Origin of the sequence: Halomonas alkalicola (genome assembly GCF_030704205.1) — a bacterium.
In the GTDB taxonomy this organism is placed as follows: domain Bacteria; phylum Pseudomonadota; class Gammaproteobacteria; order Pseudomonadales; family Halomonadaceae; genus Halomonas; species Halomonas alkalicola.
In genome coordinates this window covers 1,193,672-1,216,915 of the sequence record NZ_CP131913.1, presented here as the reverse complement: position 1 = coordinate 1,216,915, position 23,244 = coordinate 1,193,672, and the positions used below count along the sequence as shown (strand labels likewise).

24 protein-coding genes and 2 pseudogenes are annotated in these 23,244 nt (G+C 64.4%); 14 read left to right on the top strand and 12 right to left on the bottom strand.

Annotated elements, in window-relative coordinates; genetic code table 11:
* Positions 1–25 precede the first annotated feature (25 nt).
* The 5 genes from B6N23_RS05840 to B6N23_RS05820 all read left to right on the top strand — a co-directional run bounded on the left by B6N23_RS05840 (position 26) and on the right by B6N23_RS05820 (position 3,870).
* Positions 26–292, top strand: a complete 267-nt coding sequence (locus tag B6N23_RS05840; RefSeq protein ID WP_305502761.1) for a hypothetical protein — start codon at positions 26–28, stop codon at positions 290–292.
* A gap of 90 nt (positions 293–382) precedes the next feature.
* The gene (locus B6N23_RS05835) at positions 383–793 is read left to right on the top strand and encodes a hypothetical protein (protein ID WP_305502759.1); all 411 of its coding nucleotides are present in this window, start codon (positions 383–385) and stop codon (positions 791–793) included.
* Positions 794–860: 67 nt separating this feature from the next.
* Positions 861–2,285: an IS1380 family transposase gene (locus B6N23_RS05830; RefSeq protein ID WP_305502757.1), complete on the top strand. Its 1,425-nt coding sequence runs from the start codon at positions 861–863 to the stop codon at positions 2,283–2,285.
* Between the two features lie 221 nt (positions 2,286–2,506).
* Complete coding sequence (locus tag B6N23_RS05825) at positions 2,507–3,409, top strand: PhzF family phenazine biosynthesis protein (RefSeq protein ID WP_305503717.1); 903 nt, start codon at positions 2,507–2,509, stop codon at positions 3,407–3,409.
* Positions 3,406–3,870: a hypothetical protein gene (locus B6N23_RS05820; protein WP_305502751.1), complete on the top strand. Its 465-nt coding sequence runs from the start codon at positions 3,406–3,408 to the stop codon at positions 3,868–3,870. Before B6N23_RS05825 ends, B6N23_RS05820 begins: the two co-directional genes overlap by 4 nt.
* 137 nt (positions 3,871–4,007) lie before the next feature.
* On the opposite strand, the gene B6N23_RS05815 is transcribed toward B6N23_RS05820, so the two are convergent.
* The 3 genes from B6N23_RS05815 to B6N23_RS05805 all read right to left on the bottom strand — a co-directional run bounded on the left by B6N23_RS05815 (position 4,008) and on the right by B6N23_RS05805 (position 6,023).
* Entirely contained in the window at positions 4,008–4,253 is a 246-nt protein-coding gene (locus tag B6N23_RS05815; RefSeq protein WP_169957701.1) for a type II toxin-antitoxin system CcdA family antitoxin, read from the bottom strand.
* A 70-nt stretch (positions 4,254–4,323) separates the two neighbouring features.
* The gene (locus B6N23_RS05810; protein WP_305502741.1) at positions 4,324–4,902 is read right to left on the bottom strand and encodes an antibiotic biosynthesis monooxygenase; all 579 of its coding nucleotides are present in this window, start codon (positions 4,900–4,902) and stop codon (positions 4,324–4,326) included.
* 245 nt (positions 4,903–5,147) lie between these two features.
* Positions 5,148–6,023: an alpha/beta fold hydrolase gene (locus tag B6N23_RS05805; protein WP_305502739.1), complete on the bottom strand. Its 876-nt coding sequence runs from the start codon at positions 6,021–6,023 to the stop codon at positions 5,148–5,150.
* A gap of 244 nt (positions 6,024–6,267) precedes the next feature.
* Here B6N23_RS05805 and B6N23_RS05800 point away from each other — a divergent pair, with 244 nt between their 5' ends.
* Positions 6,268–7,683 (top strand): CHAD domain-containing protein, encoded by a 1,416-nt coding sequence (locus B6N23_RS05800; protein WP_305502737.1) that lies wholly within the window; start codon positions 6,268–6,270, stop codon positions 7,681–7,683.
* 39 nt (positions 7,684–7,722) lie between these two features.
* Here B6N23_RS05800 and B6N23_RS05795 read toward each other — a convergent pair whose 3' ends face one another.
* The gene (locus tag B6N23_RS05795; protein ID WP_305502735.1) at positions 7,723–8,586 is read right to left on the bottom strand and encodes an SDR family oxidoreductase; all 864 of its coding nucleotides are present in this window, start codon (positions 8,584–8,586) and stop codon (positions 7,723–7,725) included.
* 56 nt (positions 8,587–8,642) lie between these two features.
* Positions 8,643–8,936 carry a DUF503 domain-containing protein gene (locus tag B6N23_RS05790; protein WP_305502732.1) on the bottom strand — a complete coding sequence of 98 codons (294 nt, stop codon included), beginning with the start codon at positions 8,934–8,936 and terminating at the stop codon, positions 8,643–8,645.
* A gap of 141 nt (positions 8,937–9,077) precedes the next feature.
* On the opposite strand from B6N23_RS05790, the pseudogene B6N23_RS05785 reads away from it, so the two are divergent.
* From B6N23_RS05785 to B6N23_RS05770, 4 genes and pseudogenes are all read left to right on the top strand, one after another.
* Positions 9,078–11,006 (top strand): annotated as a pseudogene (locus tag B6N23_RS05785) (ribonucleoside triphosphate reductase).
* A gap of 63 nt (positions 11,007–11,069) precedes the next feature.
* Positions 11,070–11,795: an anaerobic ribonucleoside-triphosphate reductase activating protein gene (locus tag B6N23_RS05780; protein WP_305502729.1), complete on the top strand. Its 726-nt coding sequence runs from the start codon at positions 11,070–11,072 to the stop codon at positions 11,793–11,795.
* Positions 11,796–12,213: 418 nt separating this feature from the next.
* On the top strand, positions 12,214–13,662 hold the full coding sequence (tnpC, locus tag B6N23_RS05775) for an IS66 family transposase (protein ID WP_022519762.1): 1,449 nt from the start codon (positions 12,214–12,216) through the stop codon (positions 13,660–13,662).
* Positions 13,663–13,899: 237 nt separating this feature from the next.
* The gene (locus B6N23_RS05770; protein ID WP_305502727.1) at positions 13,900–14,829 is read left to right on the top strand and encodes a hypothetical protein; all 930 of its coding nucleotides are present in this window, start codon (positions 13,900–13,902) and stop codon (positions 14,827–14,829) included.
* A 359-nt stretch (positions 14,830–15,188) separates the two neighbouring features.
* Here B6N23_RS05770 and B6N23_RS05765 read toward each other — a convergent pair whose 3' ends face one another.
* Both B6N23_RS05765 and B6N23_RS05760 read right to left on the bottom strand, forming a co-directional pair.
* Positions 15,189–15,512 (bottom strand): type II toxin-antitoxin system PemK/MazF family toxin, encoded by a 324-nt coding sequence (locus B6N23_RS05765; RefSeq protein WP_299314471.1) that lies wholly within the window; start codon positions 15,510–15,512, stop codon positions 15,189–15,191.
* Entirely contained in the window at positions 15,509–15,742 is a 234-nt protein-coding gene (locus B6N23_RS05760; protein WP_254276018.1) for an antitoxin MazE family protein, read from the bottom strand. The genes B6N23_RS05765 and B6N23_RS05760 overlap by 4 nt, the downstream gene beginning before the upstream one ends.
* Before the next feature lie 179 nt (positions 15,743–15,921).
* Here B6N23_RS05760 and B6N23_RS05755 point away from each other — a divergent pair, with 179 nt between their 5' ends.
* Positions 15,922–16,509 (top strand): recombinase family protein, encoded by a 588-nt coding sequence (locus B6N23_RS05755; RefSeq protein WP_305502722.1) that lies wholly within the window; start codon positions 15,922–15,924, stop codon positions 16,507–16,509.
* A 110-nt stretch (positions 16,510–16,619) separates the two neighbouring features.
* Here the strand turns inward: B6N23_RS05755 and B6N23_RS05750 are convergent, their stop codons facing one another.
* Both B6N23_RS05750 and B6N23_RS05745 read right to left on the bottom strand, forming a co-directional pair.
* Positions 16,620–16,901 (bottom strand): helix-turn-helix domain-containing protein, encoded by a 282-nt coding sequence (locus B6N23_RS05750; RefSeq protein WP_305502720.1) that lies wholly within the window; start codon positions 16,899–16,901, stop codon positions 16,620–16,622.
* The gene (locus B6N23_RS05745) at positions 16,898–17,236 is read right to left on the bottom strand and encodes a type II toxin-antitoxin system RelE/ParE family toxin (RefSeq protein WP_305502718.1); all 339 of its coding nucleotides are present in this window, start codon (positions 17,234–17,236) and stop codon (positions 16,898–16,900) included. Before B6N23_RS05745 ends, B6N23_RS05750 begins: the two co-directional genes overlap by 4 nt.
* Positions 17,237–17,455: 219 nt before the next feature.
* Between B6N23_RS05745 and tnpC (B6N23_RS05740) the strand changes: the two are divergent.
* Positions 17,456–18,905: pseudogene (tnpC, locus tag B6N23_RS05740) on the top strand (IS66 family transposase).
* A 98-nt stretch (positions 18,906–19,003) separates the two neighbouring features.
* On the opposite strand, the gene B6N23_RS05735 reads toward tnpC (B6N23_RS05740), so the two are convergent.
* The 3 genes from B6N23_RS05735 to B6N23_RS05725 all read right to left on the bottom strand — a co-directional run bounded on the left by B6N23_RS05735 (position 19,004) and on the right by B6N23_RS05725 (position 21,589).
* A complete protein-coding gene (locus tag B6N23_RS05735; protein ID WP_305502716.1) occupies positions 19,004–19,762 on the bottom strand; it encodes a class I SAM-dependent methyltransferase in 759 nt (252 codons plus the stop codon).
* 27 nt (positions 19,763–19,789) lie between these two features.
* Positions 19,790–20,530, bottom strand: coding sequence for a dienelactone hydrolase family protein (locus tag B6N23_RS05730; RefSeq protein ID WP_305502714.1), 741 nt, complete (start codon positions 20,528–20,530; stop codon positions 19,790–19,792).
* Between the two features lie 150 nt (positions 20,531–20,680).
* Entirely contained in the window at positions 20,681–21,589 is a 909-nt protein-coding gene (locus B6N23_RS05725; RefSeq protein WP_305502712.1) for a LysR family transcriptional regulator, read from the bottom strand.
* A gap of 160 nt (positions 21,590–21,749) precedes the next feature.
* On the opposite strand from B6N23_RS05725, the gene B6N23_RS05720 reads away from it, so the two are divergent.
* Both B6N23_RS05720 and B6N23_RS05715 read left to right on the top strand, forming a co-directional pair.
* The gene (locus B6N23_RS05720) at positions 21,750–22,193 is read left to right on the top strand and encodes a DoxX family protein (protein ID WP_305502710.1); all 444 of its coding nucleotides are present in this window, start codon (positions 21,750–21,752) and stop codon (positions 22,191–22,193) included.
* Between the two features lie 72 nt (positions 22,194–22,265).
* The gene (locus B6N23_RS05715) at positions 22,266–23,213 is read left to right on the top strand and encodes a glutathione S-transferase family protein (protein WP_305502708.1); all 948 of its coding nucleotides are present in this window, start codon (positions 22,266–22,268) and stop codon (positions 23,211–23,213) included.
* The last annotated feature ends 31 nt before the right edge of the window (positions 23,214–23,244 follow it).

Below are 23,244 nucleotides of genomic sequence, written 5' to 3'. Positions count from 1 at the left end.
TTCTATAAAATGGGAGGGACCCAGATTGTCGGATGACGTTGAGATTGAAATTTCGGGGAGAGAGGCGAACCTGATTCTGCGGTATGGGTATCCGTTCCCGGACCAGGCCCCCGCCTTTGAAGCGGTGGCAGGAAAGGCAGGTTTTCATCGGCTGATGATTGAAAGGTTTTGGCTCGAAATGCTGGTCGGAGACCTGAGCAGGTCAATAAAAGAGGTCGGGAGTCCGGCATTGCAGGAAGAGCTTGACTCCCTGTGCGTTACGCTGGAAACCGCCATGAGATATTCAGACTAGACCGTGAGAATGGCAGGGTGATAAGCCGAAAAGAGAGAGTCCACGCCACTTGCTGGAACGAGCCTGGCGTCATGAGAATCAGGAGGCGTAATGCTGAATCCGGATCAGTTTCAAGTCAATGAGGCCTGGATCGCCTTCAGGCTGAACGAGTGGCCAGTCCATACGGAGCAAGATGGTGATTTCGATATTTTCGCGTTCATGGATGCCGCAAGCTGTTTTCTCCTAAGTTCCAGGCCGGTGCCGGCAACGGGTCGGGGTGAGGGGCCGGGAAAGCTGGAATCCCGGCGCTTGTTGAAGCAGGCCAAGGCCCATAAGAAACGCTGGCCCAAGAAGCTTTTCGTTCCCAAGGAGTGGCCGGCGTCGTCAATTGTCGCCGAGGCGAAGAGGCAGGGTATTGCCGTGGTTCATGTTCCAGAAGATCAGCTGCTTTCTTTTATCAGTGATGCGAGAGAGGGGTTCAGGGAGAGTTTGATCGGGCCTCGGGTGGGGCCGCATGATTGACCCCGCCTTATTCATGAGACCGGCCTGAAAACGAAGATAGCGGATGGTATCCTCTTGAAAATTCAGTGTGTTCCGCCAAGAACCTGATCCAAGGGAGCCATCCGCTATGGGTGAAAGCCTATCCACCTGGACGCCCTCGTGCAACGGCTCTGTCCGTGTCGAGCTGAGCGGCCACCGCACCACCAGCGACAGCGGCGCTTTGTTGCTGCGCGAAGCCCTCGACAGTAGCGGCGTGATCGAGGCGCTCGGCGACAACCTGGTCGATGCGCGTCATCCGCTGCGCATTCGCCACTCGCTGACCAGCCAGATACGCACTCTGGTGCTGCAGCGGGCGATGGGCTGGATCGATCTCAGCGATACCGACATGCTGCGCCGTGATCCGCTCTGGCAGCTGGCCTGCAGCGATGCGCGCGGGGTGACACCACTGGCACAGGAGCGGCCGTCTCAAGCCACGTTGTCCCGGCTGCTGACCTGCCTGGGGCACAACGACAACATCGATGTCGTGCACGAAGGCCTGCTGCGGCTGGTGCTCTGGCGCCTGACCTCGCTGAAGAACGGCGAGCGCCCCAAGCAGCTGACGCTGGACATCGACGGCCTGCCGATCGAGGTCCACGGTCACCAAGGTGGCTCGGCCTACCATGGCCTTTACGGTACCCGCATCTACTCGCCGCTGGTCGCCTCGCTGGCCGAAACAGGCGACATGGTCGGTGGCCTGCTACGCGAGGGCAACGCCGGCCCGGCTGAGAATGCCGATACATGGATCCCCCATCTGGTGACGCGGCTCAACGAGAGCACTGGCGCCCAGGTTCGGGTGCGCATCGATGCCGGATTCACCGACAACGACACGCTGGAGGCGCTGGAAGAGCGCGACATCGAGTATCTGGGCCGGTTACGCAGCCACAAGGGCCTGCAAAAATTGGCGGCGCCCTACCTGAAGCGGCCCCGCGGCCGACCGCCTGAACAGCCTCGAGAATGGTGCCATGACCTTGAGTACCAAGCCGGTTCCTGGCCGGCACCACGGCGCGTCGTGCTGGTCGTGCAGGAGCGCCCCGATGACCTGCTGCTGCATGCATTCTTCCTGGTCACCAACCTCGGCAAGTTCGACTGGCCGCCGGAGAAGGTCCTGGCGCTCTATCGCAAGCGCGGGAGCGCCGAGGCCCACATGGGCGAGGTGAAGTCGGCGCTGGATGTGCACCTGTCGTCGACGGATCGTGGTGCCTCCACGGTCCAGGTCCAGGATGTCATGGCCCGCAACGAGGTGAGCCTACTGCTGAGCCTCTACGCGTATCAGGTCCTGCATGGCCTGCGCTGCTTGCTGGTGCGTCAGACCCGACAGGGCTGGAGCCTGAGCCGGCTGCGCGAGCAGGTACTCAAGGTCGCAGCCACGCTGAAGCTGCACGCCCGGCGCATCACCGTTCACCTCGGCGATGCGGCTGACAAATGGTGGCCTGCCTTGCTGAAGGGGCTACCGAAACTGACCGCGCTAGGCTGACTCGTCGGCGATACCACCACCGATCCCTGCGCCAAGCAGCCCCACTTCGGCTGACGGTGACGGCTGCACGGATGAGGGCAATACATTCCTGTAGGCTATAAGAAGAACTAAAGTTTGCGCTTTTTTGCATATAACAGCGGGTTCTCATGCTGCCAACGCGGTGCCGGTGGGCTGGTGTTGGCAGCGAGGGCTGACAATCCACTCAGCCAGCGCCCTCATGAATAAGGCGGGTTGACTACTTTCTGCTCGATGTCTTCACCGACCGAGCCTTTGCCGGCAACCCGCTGGCGGTATTCCCCCGGGCAAAGGGGCTGGATGACGGCATGATGCAGGCTATCGCCAACGAGCTGAACCTCTCCGAGACGGTGTTCGTCAGTGAGGCGACCGGCCAGCATCGCTATCCCATCCGCATCTTCACGCCGACGAGGGAGCTGCCCTTCGCGGGCCATCCGGTGATAGGCACCGCTCATCTTCTGCTTCATCTAGGTATGGCCGAGCGAGAGTGTCCGCTGATTCTCGAGGCCGGCGTTGGCTCATTGCTCGTAGAGTTCGATCAGGCGTTGGCTCGCCTGACCACGGCAGAATCCGTCAGCATCCTGGCGAGCACCTTGACCCAGGCCTCTGCCGCTGAACTGCTGGGGCTGGAGGCGCATCAGGTCCTTGGTGAGCCGGTTCTCGCTTCCTGTGGGCTGCCTTATCACCGGATCGAGCTCTCCTCACAGGAGGCCTTGGCGAAGGCACGGCCCTGGCCGACTGCCTGGGCGGAATGGGTATCACCCAGCGGCCACGATCAGGCCTATCTCTATGTGGTCGTCAAGGAGGCTGGTGCATCACGCGCCGTGAGAGCCCGAATGTTTTCCACCCCGGGCGGCATGCGTGAGGACCCGGCGACTGGCAGTGCGGCGGCGGCCCTGGCAGGGTATCTGGCCCAGAGCAAGGGAGTTGGCCGATGGCAATGGCAGATCGAGCAGGGCATCGAGATGGGTCGCCCTAGCCGCATCCTTGCCGAGGCCGATCGCATCGAAAACGATCTTTCGATCCGCATTGCAGGAGAGGCAGTGATAGTGGGAAGCGGGGCGCTGCACCTGCCAGGCGAACTGATGGTTTCCCGGGAGGCCCTATGAAACCCTTTTCCGTCCTGATGATCCGGCTGCTGGGTCTCTATCTCTTCCTGAATACGCTGTTCGCGGTGCTGCCGGCGCTGCTGGGCCCCCACCTGGGAGAGTTCTGGTCAGCCGAGCTGCTGCCGGTGCTGATCGCCACGGTGGCGGTGCCCATGGGGGGCGGCGTGTTGCTGTGGTGCTTCGCCGGCCGCCTGGCGGAGCGGCTGCATGGCGCTGGGGGAGTGAGTGATGGGGCGAGCGGCCGCATCCCGGACGACGACCTGGTGCGTGCCGGCACCTTCCTGATCGGTGTCACTCTGGTGGTGCGCCACCTCGGCATGCTGGTGGGGGCCTACTCGACTTCCGGCGTCGTGGCCTATGACGCCCTGGTCGTGGTGGTCGCGGGCCTCTGCATGATGCTGGGCGGCGGTGCTATCGCCGGGCTCTACCGCAGGGTGAAGTATCTGGGGGTGGGCCGGTAGGGCGGCCATGGTGAAGCCCGCTGCCCGGGTCAGATACCTGTCACCAGGAAATCGACGGCGGCAATGATCCGGTCACGATAGAGGCCGAGATCATGTACCGCCTTACCGAGACGCTTCCTTGGCGTGGAACTGCGCCATCAGAATGTCCGCTCGCCGTCACCGAAGGTGCCGTTTTCCTCCGCGAACTGGTTGTAGGCGCGGATGGCGTCGGTGTTCTCCCGTTGCCACCGTTCGCGCTGCTCCGCACGTACCTTGTCCGACAGCGCGCTCTCGAAAGTGGCAGAAAGGTTTATGCCCAGGCGCCGGGCCTGCTGGAGCAGGTCGCTGTTGATGCTGACGTTGGTGGCCTTCTTGGGAGCTTGAGTGTCGTAGGGCTGGGTCATGTCAATGGCCTCGCAGCGGGCATGCGCATAGTGTGTGCGCGCCAGGCGTGTTCGACAAGTGTGGCGGTTCTTACGCCCCGCGCTGGTGCATCCGCCGGCTCAGACGCGCCAGCATGGAGACCTCGCCGCGCAGCCAGGGGCCGAGCAGGCGCATGGAGAGCGGGATGAACAGGAACACCATCACCGGGGTGAGCGCGAGGGTGCTGACCAGCACCTTGGGAAGCAGCGGTAGCCCCGCCAGCAGGCCCCCGAACAGCGCCTGAAAGAGCAGCGACACCGGAAAGAAGGCGAGCCAGATGGCGATGGCCTGCTTCCAGCGGGGCGGCGCCTGGCCGGTGGCGTCCTGGAACCAGCCGTCCAGGCCGGTGGCGCGATGCTCGTGCGGTGCGACGAAGAGCCCTTCGCCGCGGGCCAGCCAGGCGCGGCGCGAGGCGGAGTGCTCCCAGGCGGCCAGGGTGTCGGCATCGCGGAAGCGGAAGATGATCTGGTACTCGTCGTCACCGGGCGGCGGGGCCAGCACGCCGGAGCCCAGGTAGCCGCTGAAGTCGGCGGCCAGCGCGCGGCCTTCCTCCAGCCAGGCGGTGAAATCGGTGTAGCGGCCGCGGGAGACGCGTCGGGCCACCATCAGGGTCAGGGGGGCAGGGGACATGGTGTATCTCCTTGATCGGGGCGCCGGGGTAGGGCGCCGAATCACACTCGGGCCGGGTAGGCCCTCGTGAGCGTTCATGCAGCAACTATTCAAAGCAAGAAGTATATACATGCCGTCCGTGCCTGGCGGGGAGATCAGCTTTTCAAGATTGGGGTTCTGGTCGTTTTTGCTGCTAAGTGCCGGGATGGCCGGCATGATCTTTCTGGTTGGTCGGGGCCTGGCAGCATCGGATTCGAGCAGCGGCATCATGGTGGTGTGCCGATCACTCGTTCCAGCTCACGGTTGAAGGCCTCCGGCTTGGCCATGTGCAGGAAGTGATCGGCCTCTTCCATGATCACGGCCTCGAACTCCGGCAACAGCTGCCGGTTGGCGTCGACGTCGGTTGGCCACAGGTCGGCATTGATCGCCACCACCGGTATCGTCAGCTCCTCGAAATGCCTTGTCGCCTCACCATCGGCATGCCGTGACAGCATGTCTTCCATGGCGCTGATAGCCACCTCGGGCGGTGCGGCCGCCATGTCATGCATTACCCACTCGCGCAGCTTGGCATCGGTGCTATCGATGAACATCGACGCCACGAACTGGCGTGCGGCCGAGGCAAAGTCATCCTGAAGCGGTTCCAGCAGCTCGTCGCGCTGCTCCTGGCTGATCTCCGCGACCATGTCGTGGAAGGTGTCGACGCCGATGATGCCGATGACGCGTTCCGGCACCAGGCGTGCCGCTTCCACGCTGACCGGCCCGCCCATGGAGTGTCCGATAAGGATCGCTTGCGCCACGTCCAGGTCGTCCAACACCGCCTTCACGTCCTCTCCGAAGGCTGGCAGGGTGTAGGAATCACGCCCCAGGCCAGAGTGGCCGTGCCCCGCAAGATCGACCGTCACCACGCGATGGCGCTGCGAAAAGTGCGGCACTTGCCCGCGCCAGTAGCGGCCATCGCCGCTCCAGCCATGGATGAAGACGAGCGTCGGCTCGCCGCTGCCCTGCACCTCGTAGGCAATCGGTACCCCGTCCGCCGAGTCGGCCATGCGTGGCCAGTTGACCTCGGTGGCCAGCACCGGGCTGGCAAGTGCCAGCAGCAGCAGGCCCAGGTAACGCACACCCCGCAACGCATATACCTTCATGATGCCCTCCGTCGAGTCTGACGTGACTGATGCAGCATAGACGAGACCAGCGTTTCGTTTCACCGAGTCCGGGCCCGGCCCACAGAGACAGGGAAGCTCTCGCTGCTGGATGGACTTTGCGGAGATTCACCGTCTGCTGGAGGCGCTTCGCCGGCGATGGTCGTGTCCCTGGCGCGCTCCAGCGACTGAGCGCGTCGCGGCCGGAGGACTAAGCTGAAAGGGATTTCACACGGCGGAGTCCCCCATGCTGGAGCTCTATCTGCTGCGTCATGCCAAGGCGAAACGCGGGGGCAGCGAGCTGCCCGACGCCGAACGGCCCCTGAGCCAGCGAGGCCGGCGCCCGGGCCAGGCGGTGGCCATGGCGCCGGCGCTGATGCGCTGGGGGGCGTTCGAGGGCGAAGTGGTCTCGAGCCCGGCCCGGCGCACCCGGGAGACCCTCGAGGCGATGGCCGCGGCGCTGCCCGAGGGCACCCTGGGCTCGGTGGCCCGCTTCGGCGAGGCGCTCTACACCTTCGACGGTGAAGCGCTGCGCGACTGGCTGCAGACGTTACCCGAGGGCAACCGGCGGGTGCTGGTGGTGGGTCACAACCCGGTGCTGCTGGAGTTGGCCCGCTGGCTCAGCCCCGTGGCGCCCGATTCCCTTCCCACCGGCGGACTGCTGCACCTCAGCCTGCCCGGCGAGACCTGGCAGGCGCTTGCGAGGCACACCGCCGAGCGGCTGGCGTGCCTGACCCCGGAGCAGGCCAGCCATGCGCTCTTCCAGCGCCGGGCGCCCGCGCCCCCGGAGCTGCGCAAGGCCGACCTGGCCGGCCGCCTCCAGGGGCAGCTCGGCCATCTCTATCGTCTGGTTCGGGCCCTGGAGCCCGGCGTGATGGCAGGCATCGATCCCGAGTTCCTGCACCAGTACCGCGTCAACCTGCGCCGCAGCCGGGCGATCGGCGAGGCCGTGCTGGCCACCGTCCGGCAAGCCGGGAACGGGAAGGCGCCCGGGCTAAAGAAGCGGCTGAAGGCGCTCAAGCAGCGTGCCCAGGCCACCAGTGACCTGCGCGACCTCGATGTCTTCCTGGAGAGCCTGGCGCAGGCGCCGCCGCCGCTTCAGGCGAGCACTCGACGGGCGCTTCACGCCTGGCTGAACGAGCGGGCCCGGGAACAGCACGAACGCCTCTGCCGGCAGCTGGGCCAGCCCGACTACGCTGCCGACATGCAGGCCTGGCAGGCGTTCCTCGACGGCGACGGCTTTCGGCAGGCGCTTGCCCGGCTCTCTGCGGCGCGGGTCGCGGCGGTGCTGGACGAGCGCATCGCAGGCCACGATAGCGACCTGGCCGCCCTCACGCCTGACGCCCCCGACGAGGCCTTCCACGACCTGCGCAAGGCGGTGAAGCGCATCCGTTACCTGGCCGAGCTGGATCCGAAGCGCCACCGCCGTTTCCTCAAGGGGCTCAAGCAGCGCCAGACCCTGCTCGGCGAGTTTCAGGACCTCTGCACCCGCCAGGCTTGGATCGTGGCCTTCTTCGCCAGCGCCCCTTCTCTCGCCAGCGATGGGGCGCTGGAGGGCGAAAGGAGCGCCTGGCGTGAGGGACTCGCCAAAGAGAAGCTGGCGCTGCGCACGCAGATCATGGCGCTGGCGCCGCTCTGCGAGTCAGGGCCTGCTGCCCGCTGAGCTCAGCGCTGGCGGCACTCGTGCGGGTGCGCCCCTCGGCTACTCCCGCTCGGCCCGGGTCGAGCGCAGCAGCACCCGGTCCATGCCCCGGGTGCTCAGCACCCGCTTCAGGGCGGCGAAGAGATGGGTGGGCAGGGTGACCGCATAGCGGGGCCTGGGGCGCGGGTGCTCCAGGGCGTGGATCAGCTTGGCCACCACAGCCTCCGGGCCCAGGGTGAAGGCGGCCTTGCCCTCGGTGCTGGCCAGCCGCGCCTCCACCTTGCGGTAGGTCTCGGCATGGGCGCTGCGCTCGGTATCGATATGGGCCCGGAAGGCGCGGTGGGCGTTCTCGCGAAAGCGGCTGGTGATGGGGCCGGGCTGGATCAGGCTGACGTGGATGCCGCTGCCCGAAAGCTCCTGGCGCAGGGTATCGGTGAGCCCCTCCAGGGCGAACTTGGAGCAGATGTAGGCGCCGCGGTAGGGCAGGGCGGCGAACCCCAGCACCGAGCTGTTCTGCACGATGCGCCCGTGCCCCTGGGCGCGCATCATCGGCAGCACCCGGGTGGTGAGCTCGTGGGTGCCGAGCAGGTTGGTCTCGAGCTGCTGCCTCAGCGTCTCCCGGGAGAGATCCTCCACCGCCCCGGGCTGGCCGTAGGCGCCGTTGTTGAAGAGCGCCGTCAGCCGCCCGCCGGTGCGCTCCGCGATATCGGCCACCGCCGCCTCGATGGAGGCGCTGCTGTCCAGGTCCAGCGCCAGCGCCTCCAGGCCCTCCCCCTTCAGCCGGGCCACGTCCGCCTCCTTTCTGGCGGTGGCAAACACCCGCCAGCCCCGCGCCGCCATGGCGTGGGCCGCGGCGTGGCCGATCCCGCTGGAGCAGCCGGTGATCAGCAGGCTGCGCGCCGCTCCGGCTTCGTTATCCGTCATTCGTTTCTCCTGGTGATCTTGGCAACTGTGTGTGTCTTGGCGTTGGAGGGCGGGCGTTACGGGCCGCCCTGCAGTATTTCCCGGGTCGCCTCCATCACCCGGCCATCCACGCTGCGCTGGACCTTGTCCTCGATCTCGCCGAGCAGCGCCTCCACCCTGGGGCCCTCGTTGGCCACCGCCACGAAGGTCCATTCGCTGGCCTCCAGCCGGTCGTGCTCGCCGCTCTCGCAAACCGCCACCGCCGGGTTGCGCCCGAAGCGCTCGTGCAGGCCGCCCATGCGCTGGCGCTTCTCCTTCAGCGAGCGGCAGCCGGGCAGCGAGATGTGCAGCGTGAGAATCCCCATATGCATGCTGATCCCTCCTTCGCCCTTTTCCTGACCTGGATCATTTCCCCGTCTCGCCCGGGTGTCTACCCTTCTCTGGCACAACATATGGTGCCTGATAGAAGAAAAGGCACCATATATAGATAATCGGTCAGTGAGGGAACACCCATGCAACGCCAGCCGACCGGCGCCGTCAACGTCGCTTCGACGGTCAATGAATACCTGCAGCGCGCCGACTGGCGCGTCAACGCCAACGCCAACCAGGGCTACTCCCTGGGCGGGCTGATCCTCAATGCCTCGGGCAAGCTGATCGCCAACTACTGGCTGGATGAAGTCTATCCCGCCGCGGTAGGCGAGGCCCACCGGGAGGGCGACCTGCATATCCACGACCTGGACATGCTCAGCGGCTACTGCGCAGGCTGGTCGCTGCGCCAGCTGCTGATCGAGGGCTTCAACGGCGTGCCGGGCCGGGCGGAGAGCGCGCCGCCCCGGCACCTCACCAGCGCCCTGGGGCAGATGGTCAACTTCCTCGGCACCCTGCAGAACGAGTGGGCCGGCGCCCAGGCGTTCAGCTCCTTCGATACCTACCTGGCCCCCTTCGTGCGCCGTGACGCCCTCGACTACCCGGCGGTGAAGCAGGCGGTGCAGGAGTTCATCTACAACCTCAACGTGCCGTCGCGCTGGGGCAGCCAGACCCCCTTCACCAACCTCACCTTCGACTGGACCTGCCCGGCGGACCTGCGCGACCAGGTGCCGATCATCGGCGGCGAGGAGCAGCCCTTCACCTACGGCGAGCTGCAGGCCGAGATGGACCTGCTCAACCGCGCCTACTTGGAGGTGATGGAGGAGGGAGACTGCCAGGGGCGGGTGTTCACCTTCCCGATCCCCACCTACAACATCACCCCGGACTTCCCCTGGGAGAGCGACAACGCCGAGCGGCTCTTCGCGCTCACCACCGCAAGTACGGGGCTGCCCTACTTCCAGAACTTCCTCAACTCGGACCTGGAGCCCCACATGGTGCGCTCCATGTGCTGCCGGCTGCAGCTCGACCTCAGCGAGCTGCTCAAGCGCGGCAACGGCCTGTTCGGCAGCGCCGAGCAGACCGGCTCGCTGGGCGTGGTGACCATCAACTGCGCGCGCCTGGGCTACCGCTTCGCCGGCGACCGCACGGGGCTCTTCCAGGAGCTGGACCGGCTGCTCGCGCTCGGCCGCGACAGCCTGGAGATCAAGCGCGGCTGCATCCAGGGCTGGATGGACGACGGCCTCTACCCCTACAGCCGCCGCTACCTCGGCACCCTGCGCAACCACTTCTCCACCCTAGGGGTGAACGGCCTCAACGAGATGGTGCGCAACTTCTTCGAGGACCGTTTCGATATCGCCAACCCCGAGGGGCAGCAGCTGGCCATCGAGCTGCTGGAGCACGTGCGCGAGCGGATGCGTGAGTTCCAGGCGGCCACCGGCCACCTCTACAATCTGGAGGCGACCCCGGCGGAGGGCACCACCTACCGCTTCGCCAAGGAGGACCAGAAGCGCTACCCCGACATCCTCCAGGCGGGCACGCCGGACTCTCCCTACTACACCAACTCCAGCCAGCTGCCGGTGGGCTATACCGACGACCCCTTCGAGGCGCTGCTGCACCAGGACCCGCTGCAGACCCGCTACACCGGCGGCACCGTGCTGCACCTCTACATGGGGGAGCGGCTTTCCTCACCGGCGGCCTGCCGCAAGCTGGTGCAGAGCGCGCTCTCTCGCTTCCGCCTGCCCTATATCACTGTGACGCCGACCTTCTCGATCTGCCCGGTGCACGGCTACCTGGCCGGCGAACATGAGTTCTGCCCGAAGTGCGATGACGCCCTTCTGGCAAAGCATGCTCGGGCCGACGCCATGGCCTGAGGCCTTTCCCCGCAATACCACCAACCTGAAAAGGAGCATCCCATGCGTCATAGCGTCGAGAGCCTGCCCACCGAAGCGCGCCAGCGCTGCGAGGTCTGGACCCGAGTGATGGGCTATCACCGCCCGGTCAGTCAGTTCAACCGCGGCAAGCAGTCCGAGCACCGTGAGCGGCGCCACTTCAGCGAGCAGGCCGCCACCCCCTGACCCACCGCCACACCGAGCGCCCCCACTCCAGAGCGACAGGGGGCGCTCGGCCGGATAACCGCCATGCCCCATCCTGAATCCAACCGGCCACGACTGCCCGTGGCCGGCCTCACCCCCATGACCACCCTGGACTACCCGGGCCACCTGGCCTGCGTGGTGTTTCTGCAGGGATGCCCGCTGCGCTGCGGCTACTGCCACAACCCCGGGATGCTCGCGCCTCGCCGCGCCGGGCCCGGCGAGTGGGCCGAGGTGGAAGCCTTCCTGGCCAGGCGCCAGGGGCTGCTCGACGGCATCGTCTTTAGCGGCGGCGAGCCGACCCTGCATGCCGACCTGCCCGTCGCCGCCGCCCGGGCGCAAACGCTTGGCTTCAAGGTGGGGCTGCATACCGCCGGGGTCTACCCGCGCCGCCTGGCCGAGACGCTGCCGCACCTGGCGTGGGTGGGGCTCGATGTGAAGGGCCCGGCGGCGTGCTTCGACGCCATCGTCGGCCGCCCCGGCCTGGCCGCCGCCCACGCCGAGAGCCTCGAGCTGCTGCTGAAAAGCGGCGTCGCCTTCGAGTGCCGCACCACCGTTCACTGGCGCGATCTCGACCTGGAGAGCCTGCGCCGCCTGGCCCTCGACCTCGCCGAATGGGGCGTAACCCGTTACGCCCTGCAGGTGGCCCGCCCCGGCCGCTGCCTCGATCCCGCCTACGCCCGCCCGGTGCCCAGCGCCCCGACCCTCGGCGAGCTCGAAGCGCTGGTGGAGACCCTGGCGCCGGCCTTCGTGCGTATTGAACTGAGGACGTAAGCCAAAGACGACACTGCCTTGTAAGCCATTGCCCACTGGTGCTCAGGCGGCTTAGGTGTCAGGCTGCTAGGTTACAGAATGTTGCCGGCACGCCGCCATCCCCGGCCTGCGCCTGGAAAAGCGTGAGAGTCTCGAAGGACGGCCCGATCTACACGGCCGCTTGCCGGAAATGCGAGCATCAGCATCTAGTCTATCGGTAGGGAGAGGGGGGGGCATGATGGCAGATAACGACCCAAAGCCGACATGCCGGAAAGGGCAGCAAGCATGTTCATCGGTATTATGCTGTCAAGTTATATTTTTATTTTTTGGTTTTTTAATAAGTTAAGTAACTATTCAGGTGGCTGCGGATGGGGTATCGCCAACCAGCTGATTTTTCTGGCATAGTGCACAGCATCATTCGGCACACCTATGCGGTGATATGACCATCAGCGATATCAACGTCGACGAGGCCCTGGAGCGGGTCCGGCAGCAGCTCAAGGAAGACCAGACGGTCTCGCCGTCGCTGCGTGCCGCCATCGATGTGCTGATGCTGCTGGTCAAGCTCATGGCCGATCGCCTGGCCACCAGTAGCCGCAACAGCAGCAAGCCACCGTCCCAGGATCCCAATCGCCAGCGCCGCTCGCGCGCCAAAGGCGAGCGGCGCCCCGGCGGACAGCCAGGGCATGAGGGTAAGACGTTGGCGCCGGTGACGGACCCCGACGAGGTGGTCAAGCTCCGTGTCGATCGTCGGCAACTCCCCAAGGGGCGTTCTTACCGCCCGGTCGGCGTCGAAACGCGCCAAGTGCAGGACATCGTAATCCAGGCCGTGGTCACCGAATATCAGGCTGAGGTCCTCGAAGATGATCAGGGGCAACGCTACGTGGCGCCATTCCCCGAGGGCGTGACTCGCCCCATCCAGTATGGCCCTCGCCTCAAGGCGCATGTCGTCTATCTCTCCCAGTATCAGCTGTTGCCCTATGCGCGTATCCGCGAGTTGCTCACCTCGCAGTGCGGCCTGTCGCTGAGCACCGGCACCCTGTTCGCCTTCAACCAGGAGGCCTACCAGCGGGCCGAGGCGTTCGCCGAGTGGGTGATCCCGGCGCTACGTGAAGCAGCCACCGTCCATGCCGATGAAACCGGAATGCAGGTCGGTGGCAAACGCTACTGGCTACACAGCGCCTCCAACGAGGCCCTGACCTGGTTGGCCCCGCACCCCAAGCGCGGCCAGGAAGCGATGGACGCCATCGGCGTATTGCCCTTCGTGCGTGGCGTGCTGGTGCATGATCACTGGAAGCCCTACTACCGCTATCCGGATTGCCGGCACGCGCTCTGTAATGCGCACCACCTTCGGGAGCTGACAGCGGCCTGGGAGAACGATGGCCAGGCATGGGCCAAGGCCTTGCATGACCTGTTGTTGGAGATGCATCGCGCCGTGGAGGTGGCCGACGGCTGCCTCTCGGCCGATGAGACCCGAGCCTGGCGGCAGCGCTATCGAGATTGCCTGGCGAAAGGGGACGCCGAGTGCCCCCCGCCGGTGAAACCGCCACCTGGAACGCGAGGCCGGGCCAAGCGCACCAAGTCGCGCAACCTCCTGGAACGCCTCCAGGCGTACGAGGACGACGTGTTGCGCTTCCTCGACGACCCTGCCGCTCCCTTCACCAACAACCAGGGGGAGCGCGATCTGCGAATGACCAAGGTCCAGCAGAAAATCTCGGGCTGTTTCCGCTCCTGGGAGGGGGCTGAGATCTTCTGCCGCATGCGTAGCTTTCTCTCGACCGCCGTCAAGCAAGGGGTAGCGGCGCATACCGCACTGGAGCAACTGTTTGCGGGGGAGGTGCCAGCCTTCATGCAGCAAGAAGCCCCGACTCAGCCAACCGGTGCTGAATAGTTACGTCTTTTTAAGGCATTATATTGGATATCGCACAGAAGTAGACCATGAAAGCGCTTTGATTCGTGTTTTTGCACGAGAACCACATGGCAGTTTTTACGATGGTATAGATATTTTCATTACTTTCTATCTACGAACTAAAGAAGGAGCAGATCAGCTAGATTTTGGGCGGAAGCGCCGGGATTTGCAAGATTCTTTGGATAGAGAAAGAAAGGCAGAAGGCAAGGGAGATTCAGAATGAGAAGACATCGGGCGCAGCTAAATATTAAGCCTTGTTTGGCTACACGCTTTCCGAGCCTATCAAAAGGGTTGGATATTGATCTTGATGTCAATATGTTCACAGAAGATGTTCATTTTGCAATTATGCCAATAGGTGGAAGAACATATAAGCAAGAAGACTTCGCTGTTGAATTTCAGGGTAAAGAACCAGATTGTGAAAGGGCAAAAGGAATAGTTGGTGAGCTAGGTGAGTTTGATAGGTATGATCCTACTGGAATGGCATGCGATGCTGTAGAAAATATTGCCAGATACCTGGCCTGGGAAGGGCAAGCGGTCTTTGAAATCATAGAACACAAGGATAAGATATATGTTAATGGCTTTACGCCCAAGAATCTCTTTAAATTATTTAATTGGTACCTGCAAATAATCCCACCAGGCGACTGGGATTTGTGGAAGCGAAAATTTTCGTTTGTTAATAAGGGGAAAGTGTGGAAAGTGGAAATTCCACATGAGCTTGGAGGGGTGAGGGGCTATAAAAAAATCTTGAAAAAGCTGCGTAGGTATAATCGATTAGGCCCCGGTTTTTATAGGAGAGATTTAGAGCGCGGAATACTGCAAGGAGATTTTGATTTGTTAAAATATGTTAGAGACAGTGAAATATATTGTAATCGTGTTACTAGATCTTGGGGGTGGAACAGAAGAGATTGGGGGCAGGAAAAATGTACTGAATTCTACTCGTTCTATAAGATGCTCAGCTTTAAGTATGCACAGGCGCTTTTACGCGAGCACATACTTGAAGAGATTAATCGTCTTTTAGACAGGTTGGAGATTAAGTGCAAGTTGATAGTAACTGGTCTTCCGACTTCAGGTGACATTTCACAGATAATAAATGATATGCGAGAAGGTGAGCTTTCATTTTCTGCAGTATCAGATAAAGTCGCAATATAGTTATGGCAGAACGTTGCATAACCCTGAATGACAAGGCCATGCGCCGGATGCCTAGCAAGCCGCTGGAGGCGGACGGCGCAAACGTGCCGCCACTTAGCGGCTGGCCATTATATAATTTTTTACTGAAAGTCCGCTTCTGGCCGGTAGCAGCCGTGAATCATATGGTCGTTTTCTTTACGCGCGCTGACCGCCTCTCCAGGAAGCTCTGGAGGGGCGGTTTTCCGTAAAGAAACCACGCAAACCTTGGCGTGCACAAAAAACGGGCCTTCTTCTCCCCCCCCCCCCCCCCGCTGCGAGGGGGCGAGGCTGAGCGCTGGGTAGGTCTCAGGAAGGCATGGGGCAGCGATGGTGGTCCATGCTCACGCGAAGCCCAGGAAGACGGCCAGGGCTCTGTTGACGGCGACCATGGTGCTGTCATCGAGGTGGCCGAAGGCCTCTCCCACCCTCTCTCGCTTCACCGTCATAGGCTTGTCCACCATGATCTGGGAGCGTCGCTGCAGGCCATTCTCGGGGGTGGGCTCCACATCGAGGCGGATCAGTGGGGCATCGACCCGGGTGCTGGAGAGCAACAGCACCGTCACACTGCCGGTTCCGGCAAACTGATCCGACTGGATGATGAGGGCGGGACGCGGCTTCCCGAAGTCACCCGAAATGGCGATGGTCACTAGGTCGCCACGCCTCATGCGTCACACTCGTCGTCGTCCAGGTCCAGGAGGGCGGCATCCATGAAGTCCTGCAGATCCTGATCCCCGGCGTCGGCGGCCGCGACGGCAGCGCACTGGCGGCGGGCCTCTTCGGCGAAGCCGGGTTGGCGAGTATCCGGTACCCAGATCTGGATCGGGCGCAGGCCGGCCGCGCGCAAGGCGGCGCGGTGCCTCTTCACCCGGTTGTTCACGTTGTCGGTTGCTACCATGGCGAATCCTCCGTCCGTTTCATGTAACAGGGTAGCGCGCCCTTCCGTTACATGCAACGAAGGGTGTCCAGAAAACGATCGTTAGACGGCCAATTCGGACATTGTCCGAGAATAGGCTTGTTTGATGGGTTGTCGGACAATAAGATAGGCGGACGGATTAACGGACAAAATGGCGGCATATGGCACTGATCGGCTATGCGCGGGTCTCGACGGCGGAGCAGGACACCGCCTTGCAGACCGATGCGTTGCTCAAGGAAGGATGCGAGCGGATCTTCAGTGACACCGTCTCCGGGGCCAAGGCGGAACGCCCCGGCCTGACGGCTGCTCTGGAGTTTCTACGCGACGGGGATGTGCTGGTCGTATGGCGACTGGATCGACTAGGTCGCTCGCTGCCGCATCTGATCGAGGTGGTCAGCACCCTGGAGGCGCGTGGCGTCGGCTTCCGGTCGCTGACCGAAGCCATCGATACCACCACGCCGGGTGGACGGTTGATCTTCCACGTGTTCGGCGCCCTGGGGCAGTTCGAGCGTGACCTGATCCGTGATCGCACAAAGGCGGGGCTGGCCGCTGCCGCTGCCCGTGGGCGCAAAGGTGGACGCAAGCCCGTCGTCGCCGACGACAAGCTGAAGCGAGCAAAGGAGCACCTCGCCAACGGGCTGAACGTCCGCGAGGCTGCCGCACGGATCAAGGTCAGCAAGACGGCCCTCTACGCCGCTTTGAAATCCAACCAGCACGATGCCTCAGATCACCGTGCCACCGACTCCTGACACGCCGTGCGGTTGTCTTCTGAAAATGACACCTCAAGGAGACCCTGGAGGGGCGGTTTTTCGTAAAGAAATTGCGTAAAGCTTTCTATGTGAAGAAAAGGCAGGTTTTCTTACGCAGCGTCGAGTACGCGCATTTCGACATGCAGCCCCGCTGCGACAACCATGTTCACCAGCGTATCGAGACTAAACAGGTGGATTTTTCCGCGCATCAGGTCGGACACCCTGGGTTGAGTGACGCCCAGCCGCTTCGCGGCTTCGCCTTGGGTCCAGCCCTGCTGGGTAATGTGCTGCTCAAGTGCCATCATCAGGCCGGAGCGAAGCTTCATGTTTTCCGCTTCGGCGGCGGTGTCCTCGATGGCGTCCCACACGCTGTCGAATGTCTCATTGCTCATTGTCTCACCTCGCTCAGCAAGGCGCGGTATCTGGCTTCGGCCAAGTCGAGATCCGCCTTACTCGTCTTCTGGGTTTTCTTCTGGAAGCAGTGCAGGACATAGACAGCCTCGGCGAGCTTGGCGACGTAGATCACCCGGAACGCCCCGTTAGCGTCTCTGATACGAATTTCCCGCACGCCTTGACCAACGGTAGCCATTGGCTTCCAGTCTTTCGGCTCGAGCCCCCGTTGCACCTTGTCGAGCTGGTATCCCACTTCCTGTCGAACTGTCGCTGGGAACGCTCGGAGGTCGGCGAGGGCGCTACCTCGGAAATTTAGGGGCTTGTGTTCTGACATGCCGCAATTATACAAAGTTCTGTATAGATCGCAATGTAGGGAGGCCCCTCCCCTTCCGTAGGAGCGCCTGGGTGCCGCCCTGGCATCAGCTACAAGCTGCGGTCACAATGTAAAGAAGACCAAGGTGTAACTATTCAGGTGGCTGCGGATGGGGTATCGCCAACCAGCTGATTTTTCTGGCATAGTGCACAGCATCATTCGGCACACCTATGCGGTGATATGACCATCAGCGATATCAACGTCGACGAGGCCCTGGAGCGGGTCCGGCAGCAGCTCAAGGAAGACCAGACGGTCTCGCCGTCGCTGCGTGCCGCCATCGATGTGCTGATGCTGCTGGTCAAGCTCATGGCCGATCGCCTGGCCACCAGTAGCCGCAACAGCAGCAAGCCACCGTCCCAGGATCCCAATCGCCAGCGCCGCTCGCGCGCCAAAGGCGAGCGGCGCCCCGGCGGACAGCCAGGGCATGAGGGTAAGACGTTGGCGCCGGTGACGGACCCCGACGAGGTGGTCAAGCTCCGTGTCGATCGTCGGCAACTCCCCAAGGGGCGTTCTTACCGCCCGGTCGGCGTCGAAACGCGCCAAGTGCAGGACATCGTAATCCAGGCCGTGGTCACCGAATATCAGGCTGAGGTCCTCGAAGATGATCAGGGGCAACGCTACGTGGCGCCATTCCCCGAGGGCGTGACTCGCCCCATCCAGTATGGCCCTCGCCTCAAGGCGCATGTCGTCTATCTCTCCCAGTATCAGCTGTTGCCCTATGCGCGTATCCGCGAGTTGCTCACCTCGCAGTGCGGCCTGTCGCTGAGCACCGGCACCCTGTTCGCCTTCAACCAGGAGGCCTACCAGCGGGCCGAGGCGTTCGCCGAGTGGGTGATCCCGGCGCTACGTGAAGCAGCCACCGTCCATGCCGATGAAACCGGAATGCAGGTCGGTGGCAAACGCTACTGGCTACACAGCGCCTCCAACGAGGCCCTGACCTGGTTGGCCCCGCACCCCAAGCGCGGCCAGGAAGCGATGGACGCCATCGGCGTATTGCCCTTCGTGCGTGGCGTGCTGGTGCATGATCACTGGAAGCCCTACTACCGCTATCCGGATTGCCGGCACGCGCTCTGTAATGGCGCACCACCTTCGGGAGCTGACAGCGGCCTGGGAGAACGATGGCCAGGCATGGGCCAAGGCCTTGCATGACCTGTTGTTGGAGATGCATCGCGCCGTGGAGGTGGCCGACGGCTGCCTCTCGGCCGATGAGACCCGAGCCTGGCGGCAGCGCTATCGAGATTGCCTGGCGAAAGGGGACGCCGAGTGCCCCCCGCCGGTGAAACCGCCACCTGGAACGCGAGGCCGGGCCAAGCGCACCAAGTCGCGCAACCTCCTGGAACGCCTCCAGGCGTACGAGGACGACGTGTTGCGCTTCCTCGACGACCCTGCCGCTCCCTTCACCAACAACCAGGGGGAGCGCGATCTGCGAATGACCAAGGTCCAGCAGAAAATCTCGGGCTGTTTCCGCTCCTGGGAGGGTGCTGAGATCTTCTGCCGCATGCGTAGCTTTCTCTCGACCGCCGTCAAGCAAGGGGTAGCGGCGCATACCGCACTGGAGCAACTGTTTGCGGGGGAGGTGCCAGCCTTCATGCAGCAAGAAGCCCCGACTCAGCCAACCGGTGCTGAATAGTTACACCAAGGTTTGATTAACACCAGCCGTGCTGAGTTGGTGGTTCCGGCTGAAAGGCCGCTCCTGGCCGCAAGCGGCTGTCTATTGCCCTGGCTTCGTCACCCCTCGGCAACCTTCCTGGCGATATAGAACCCATAGCCGAAATACTCGCCATAGCGTTCGTACAGTTCGATCTCCTGCTGCTGCTCCTCGACGATGGCTCGGGCGACGGGGCTGTTGCCATGGTCCTCGAGGAAGGCCGGGACGCGCTCCTGCAGCGGGCGGTAGTAGTGCTCTCGCCAGCAGTGTGGCGGCAGCACGAAGTAGCCGAGCGGTGAATAGCCGTGGCGCTCCAGCACGGCGAGCTTGGCCGAGGCGGTGTCCACTTCGGGGTACTGGGCGCGCCAGAAGGCGTCGAGCTCGGCAGGGCGCTGCTCGGTGAGCCAGGTGAGTTCGGAGACCGCCAGGACGCCGCCGGGCTTGAGAAAGCGGCGCCACTCGCGCACGCCGCGGGTAAAGCCGATGTTGTAGATCGCCCCTTCAGACCAGATGGCATCCAGCGATTCCGGCGCGAAGTCGAGCGCCTCCATGGAGGCGTGGCGGGGAGTGATGCGCTCGGCCAGGCCAGCCTCGAGGGCGCGGGCCTTCAAGATGTCGAGAAATGGCTCGAGGAAATCCGCCGCCACGATCTGGGCATCGAGCGCCTCGGCGAGCACCAGGGTGGAGGCGCCGGTGCCGCAGCCCAGATCGGCGATGGCGAGGTCGCGCCGCCCGCAGAGCCCAGCGAGCTGGAGCGCGAGCCGGGTTTCAGCCTGGCCGCCGGGCCCCTGGCGTTCGTTGTGGCGGTGCAGGTCGGCCAGTAGCTCCAGTTCGTTCATGGCGGGCTCGCTCCTCGGGTGGCGGCGCTACAGGGTCTCTTCCAGCAGCATGGCCAGCCGCCGGTGGTGCAGGGCGTCGGCGGCGGCGTCATAGGAGGGGGCGTCCTTGGCGGTGAAGCCGTGGGCGGCGCCCCGGTAGAGCTCGGTGATGAAGTGCACGCCGGCCGCAGCCAGGGCTTCGTCCATGCGGGCGATCTGCTCGGCCGGCAGCAGTTCGTCCTGGTCGGCGTGGCCGAGATAGACGCGCCCCTGGATGCGGCTGACCACGTTGACGGGGCTCGCCGGGTCGCCGGCCTCCGCCAGCCGGGCCGAGTGGAAGCCGGCCGCGGCGGCAACGCGGTCGGGGTAGTCGGCCGCCATGCGCAGGGCGAAGGCGCCGGTCATGCAGTAGCCCACCACACCGATCTTGCCCGCGGCGAATTCGGGTTCGCCATCGAGGCAGCCGAGCAGGGCAGCGAAGTCGCGGGACTGCGCCTCGGGCGTGAGGTGAGCGGCATAGCCGAACAGCGTCGGGCGCACGTCCGGGTCGCGGAAGGACTTGCCCTCCGGCACCACGACCCCGCGGGCATCGCGGTAGTAGACGTTGGGCATCAGCACCGCATAGCCGTTGTCGGCGATGCGCTGGGCCTTCTCGTGATAGCAGGGGCGCAGGCCGCCGATATCGGTGAACAGCACCACTGCCGGGAGGGGGCCTTCGGCGCCCGCGGGCGTGAAGAGATGGGCGTCGATGGTGCCGTCGGCGGCGGGGATATCGATGGCGCGAGACATGGGCGGGCTCCGGATGGCAGTGGGGGAGGGCGGTGAGGGCCTCGTCAGAGTGTCATCTAACCAGAGCCGGGCCCCGCCGGTCACCCTTCGCATTTGGCCCCTGAGCACCAGCGGCGTGCGGGTGATGGCAAGAGCGGGGGTGGCCCCGCCTCAGAAGCGATCCCAGTAGGGCGGGTCGCCGAAGTACCCCTCCAGGAAGTCCACGAAGTGGCGCACCTTGCTGGCCAGCAGCTGGCGGTGGGCGTACACCGCATAGAGCCCGAGCGATTCGGGCTCATGCTCGGGCAGCACGATCGCCAGGCGCCCCTGGCGGATGGCGTCGCCGCAAAGGAAGGTCGGCTGCAGAGCGATGCCGGCCCCGCCCACGGCGGCCTCCACCAGCACGTCGCCATTGTTGCTGGTCAGCTCGCCGCCCGTTCTTCCTCCGCCGCCGCTGCGTGGCAGCCACTTCAGCAGCGGTTCCTGACTCTCCTCCATGTAGCGGTAGCGCAGGAAGCGGTGCCCGGCGAGCTCCCTCGGGTGCTCGGGCGTGCCGTGGGCCGCCAGGTAGCCGGGCGAGGCGCACAGCACCAGGCGTACGGGCGCGATGCGCCGGGCGATCAGCGAGGAGCTCTTCAGCCGCCCGATGCGCAGGGCGATGTCGAACCCCTCCTCGACGATATCCACCTTGCGGTCGTTGAGCTGCAGGTCGATATCCACGGCGGGGTGGGCCCGCTGGAAGTCGTTGATCAGCGGTGCCAGGTGGCGGATGGCGAAGGAGACCGGGGCACTGATGCGCAGCCGTCCGCGGGCCTGGCCCTGCAGCTCGCCGAGCTCGCTCTCCATGTCGTCGATCTCGGCAAGCACCTGCTCGGCGCGCTGCCGATAGGCGGCCCCCGCCTCGGTCAGGTGCAGCCGGCGGGTGGTGCGGTTGAGCAGGCGCACCCCCAGGTGCTCTTCCAGCTGCGAGACATACTTGCTGACCAGCTGCGGGGAGAGCGCCAGGCGCTCGGCGGCCCGAGTGAAGCTCCCCTCGGCCACCACGGTGACGAAGGTGCGCATGGCGTCGAGGCGGTCCATGGCGGGCTCCTGCGGAAGGGGGGATAATTATCAACATTACATTGATAGTCATGCAATGTCTTCGCGCTTATTCCGCCTTATTGGCGAGAGTAGAGTGGCCTCATCGCTCGAGGCCACAGACGGCCTCGGCTCCCCGAGACACCCTGATGAGGAAGACCCCATGAAGACCCAGCTCGTGAAATCCCTGTTCGATACCGCCGGCGGCTACGGCGCCCTGGCCCTGCGCATCCCCGTTGGCCTGATCCTGGCTGCCCACGGCGCCCAGAAGCTCTTCGGCTGGTTCGGCGGCCATGGCCTGGCGGGCACCGCGCAGTGGCTGGAGAGCATCGGGCTGGCACCCGGCCTGCTGATGGCGCTGCTGGCCGGCGGTGCGGAGTTCTTCGGCGGCCTGGCACTGATGTTCGGCCTGCTGACCCGCCCCGCGGCGCTGGTCTCCGCCTTCACCATGCTGGTGGCGATCTTCAGCGTGCATATCAGCCACGGTCTGTTCATCGCCAACGGCGGCTACGAGTTCGCCCTGGCCCTGCTCGCCGCCACCGTGGCGCTCACCCTTCAGGGCGCCGGCCGATTCTCGCTGGATGGCCTGGTCGCGAAGCGGTTCTGAGCCGACTAAGCGGCTGACCCGACCCGGCACCCGCCCATGACGGCGGGTGCCTCACCACCTGGAGGACGCAACATGCTGGTCAACGGCATCTGGCAGGAGAACTGGCAGCCGGTTCAGGCGAAGGACGACGAGGGGCGCTTCATTCGCCAGACCTCGACCTTCCGCCACTGGATCACCCCGGACGGCACCCCCGGCCCCACCGGCAGGGGCGGCTTCAAGGCCGAGCCCGGGCGCTATCACCTCTATGTCGCCTATATCTGCCCTTGGGCCTCCCGGGTCCTGATGGCACGCCGGCTCAAGGGGCTCGAGGCGCTGATCGGCGTCACCGTGGTCAACCCGCGCCTCACCGACCAGGGCTGGCAGTTCGGTGGCTTTCCCGGCGCCGACGAGGACCCCCATCACGGCGCCCGCTACCTGCATGAGCTCTATACCCGCGCCGACCCCGAGGTCTGCGGCCGCGCCACGGTGCCGGTGCTGTGGGACACCCACACCGACACCCTCGTCAACAACGAGTCGGCCGATATCCTGCGCATGCTCAACGGCGCCTTCTCGCATCTGGTCGACCGGGGACCGGACCTCTATCCCGACCACCTGGCCGCGGAGATCGACGCCCTCAACAACGTCATCTACACCGAGCTGAACAACGGCGTCTACCAGGCCGGCTTCGCCTCCAGCCAGCCGGCCTATGAGGAGGCCTACGGCAAGGTCTTCGCCCGGCTCGATGCGCTGGAGGCGCGCCTCGGCGACGGGCGCTCCTATCTGTTCGGCGAGGCACTGACCGAAAGCGATATCCGCCTCTTCGTGACCCTGGTGCGCTTCGATGCGGCCTACCACGGGCTCTTCAAGTGCAACCGCAACACCCTGAGTGACATGCCGGCCCTGCACGCCTATCTGCACCGCCTCCTGGCGCTGGAGGGCATCGCCGAGACGGTCAACCTCGAGCACATCAAGGCGGGCTACTACTCCATCAAGGCGCTGAACCCGACCGGGATCGTGCCCGTGGGCCCTGCCGCCCTCTGAGCCCGGGAAATCCCGGCGGACGGCAAGCCCA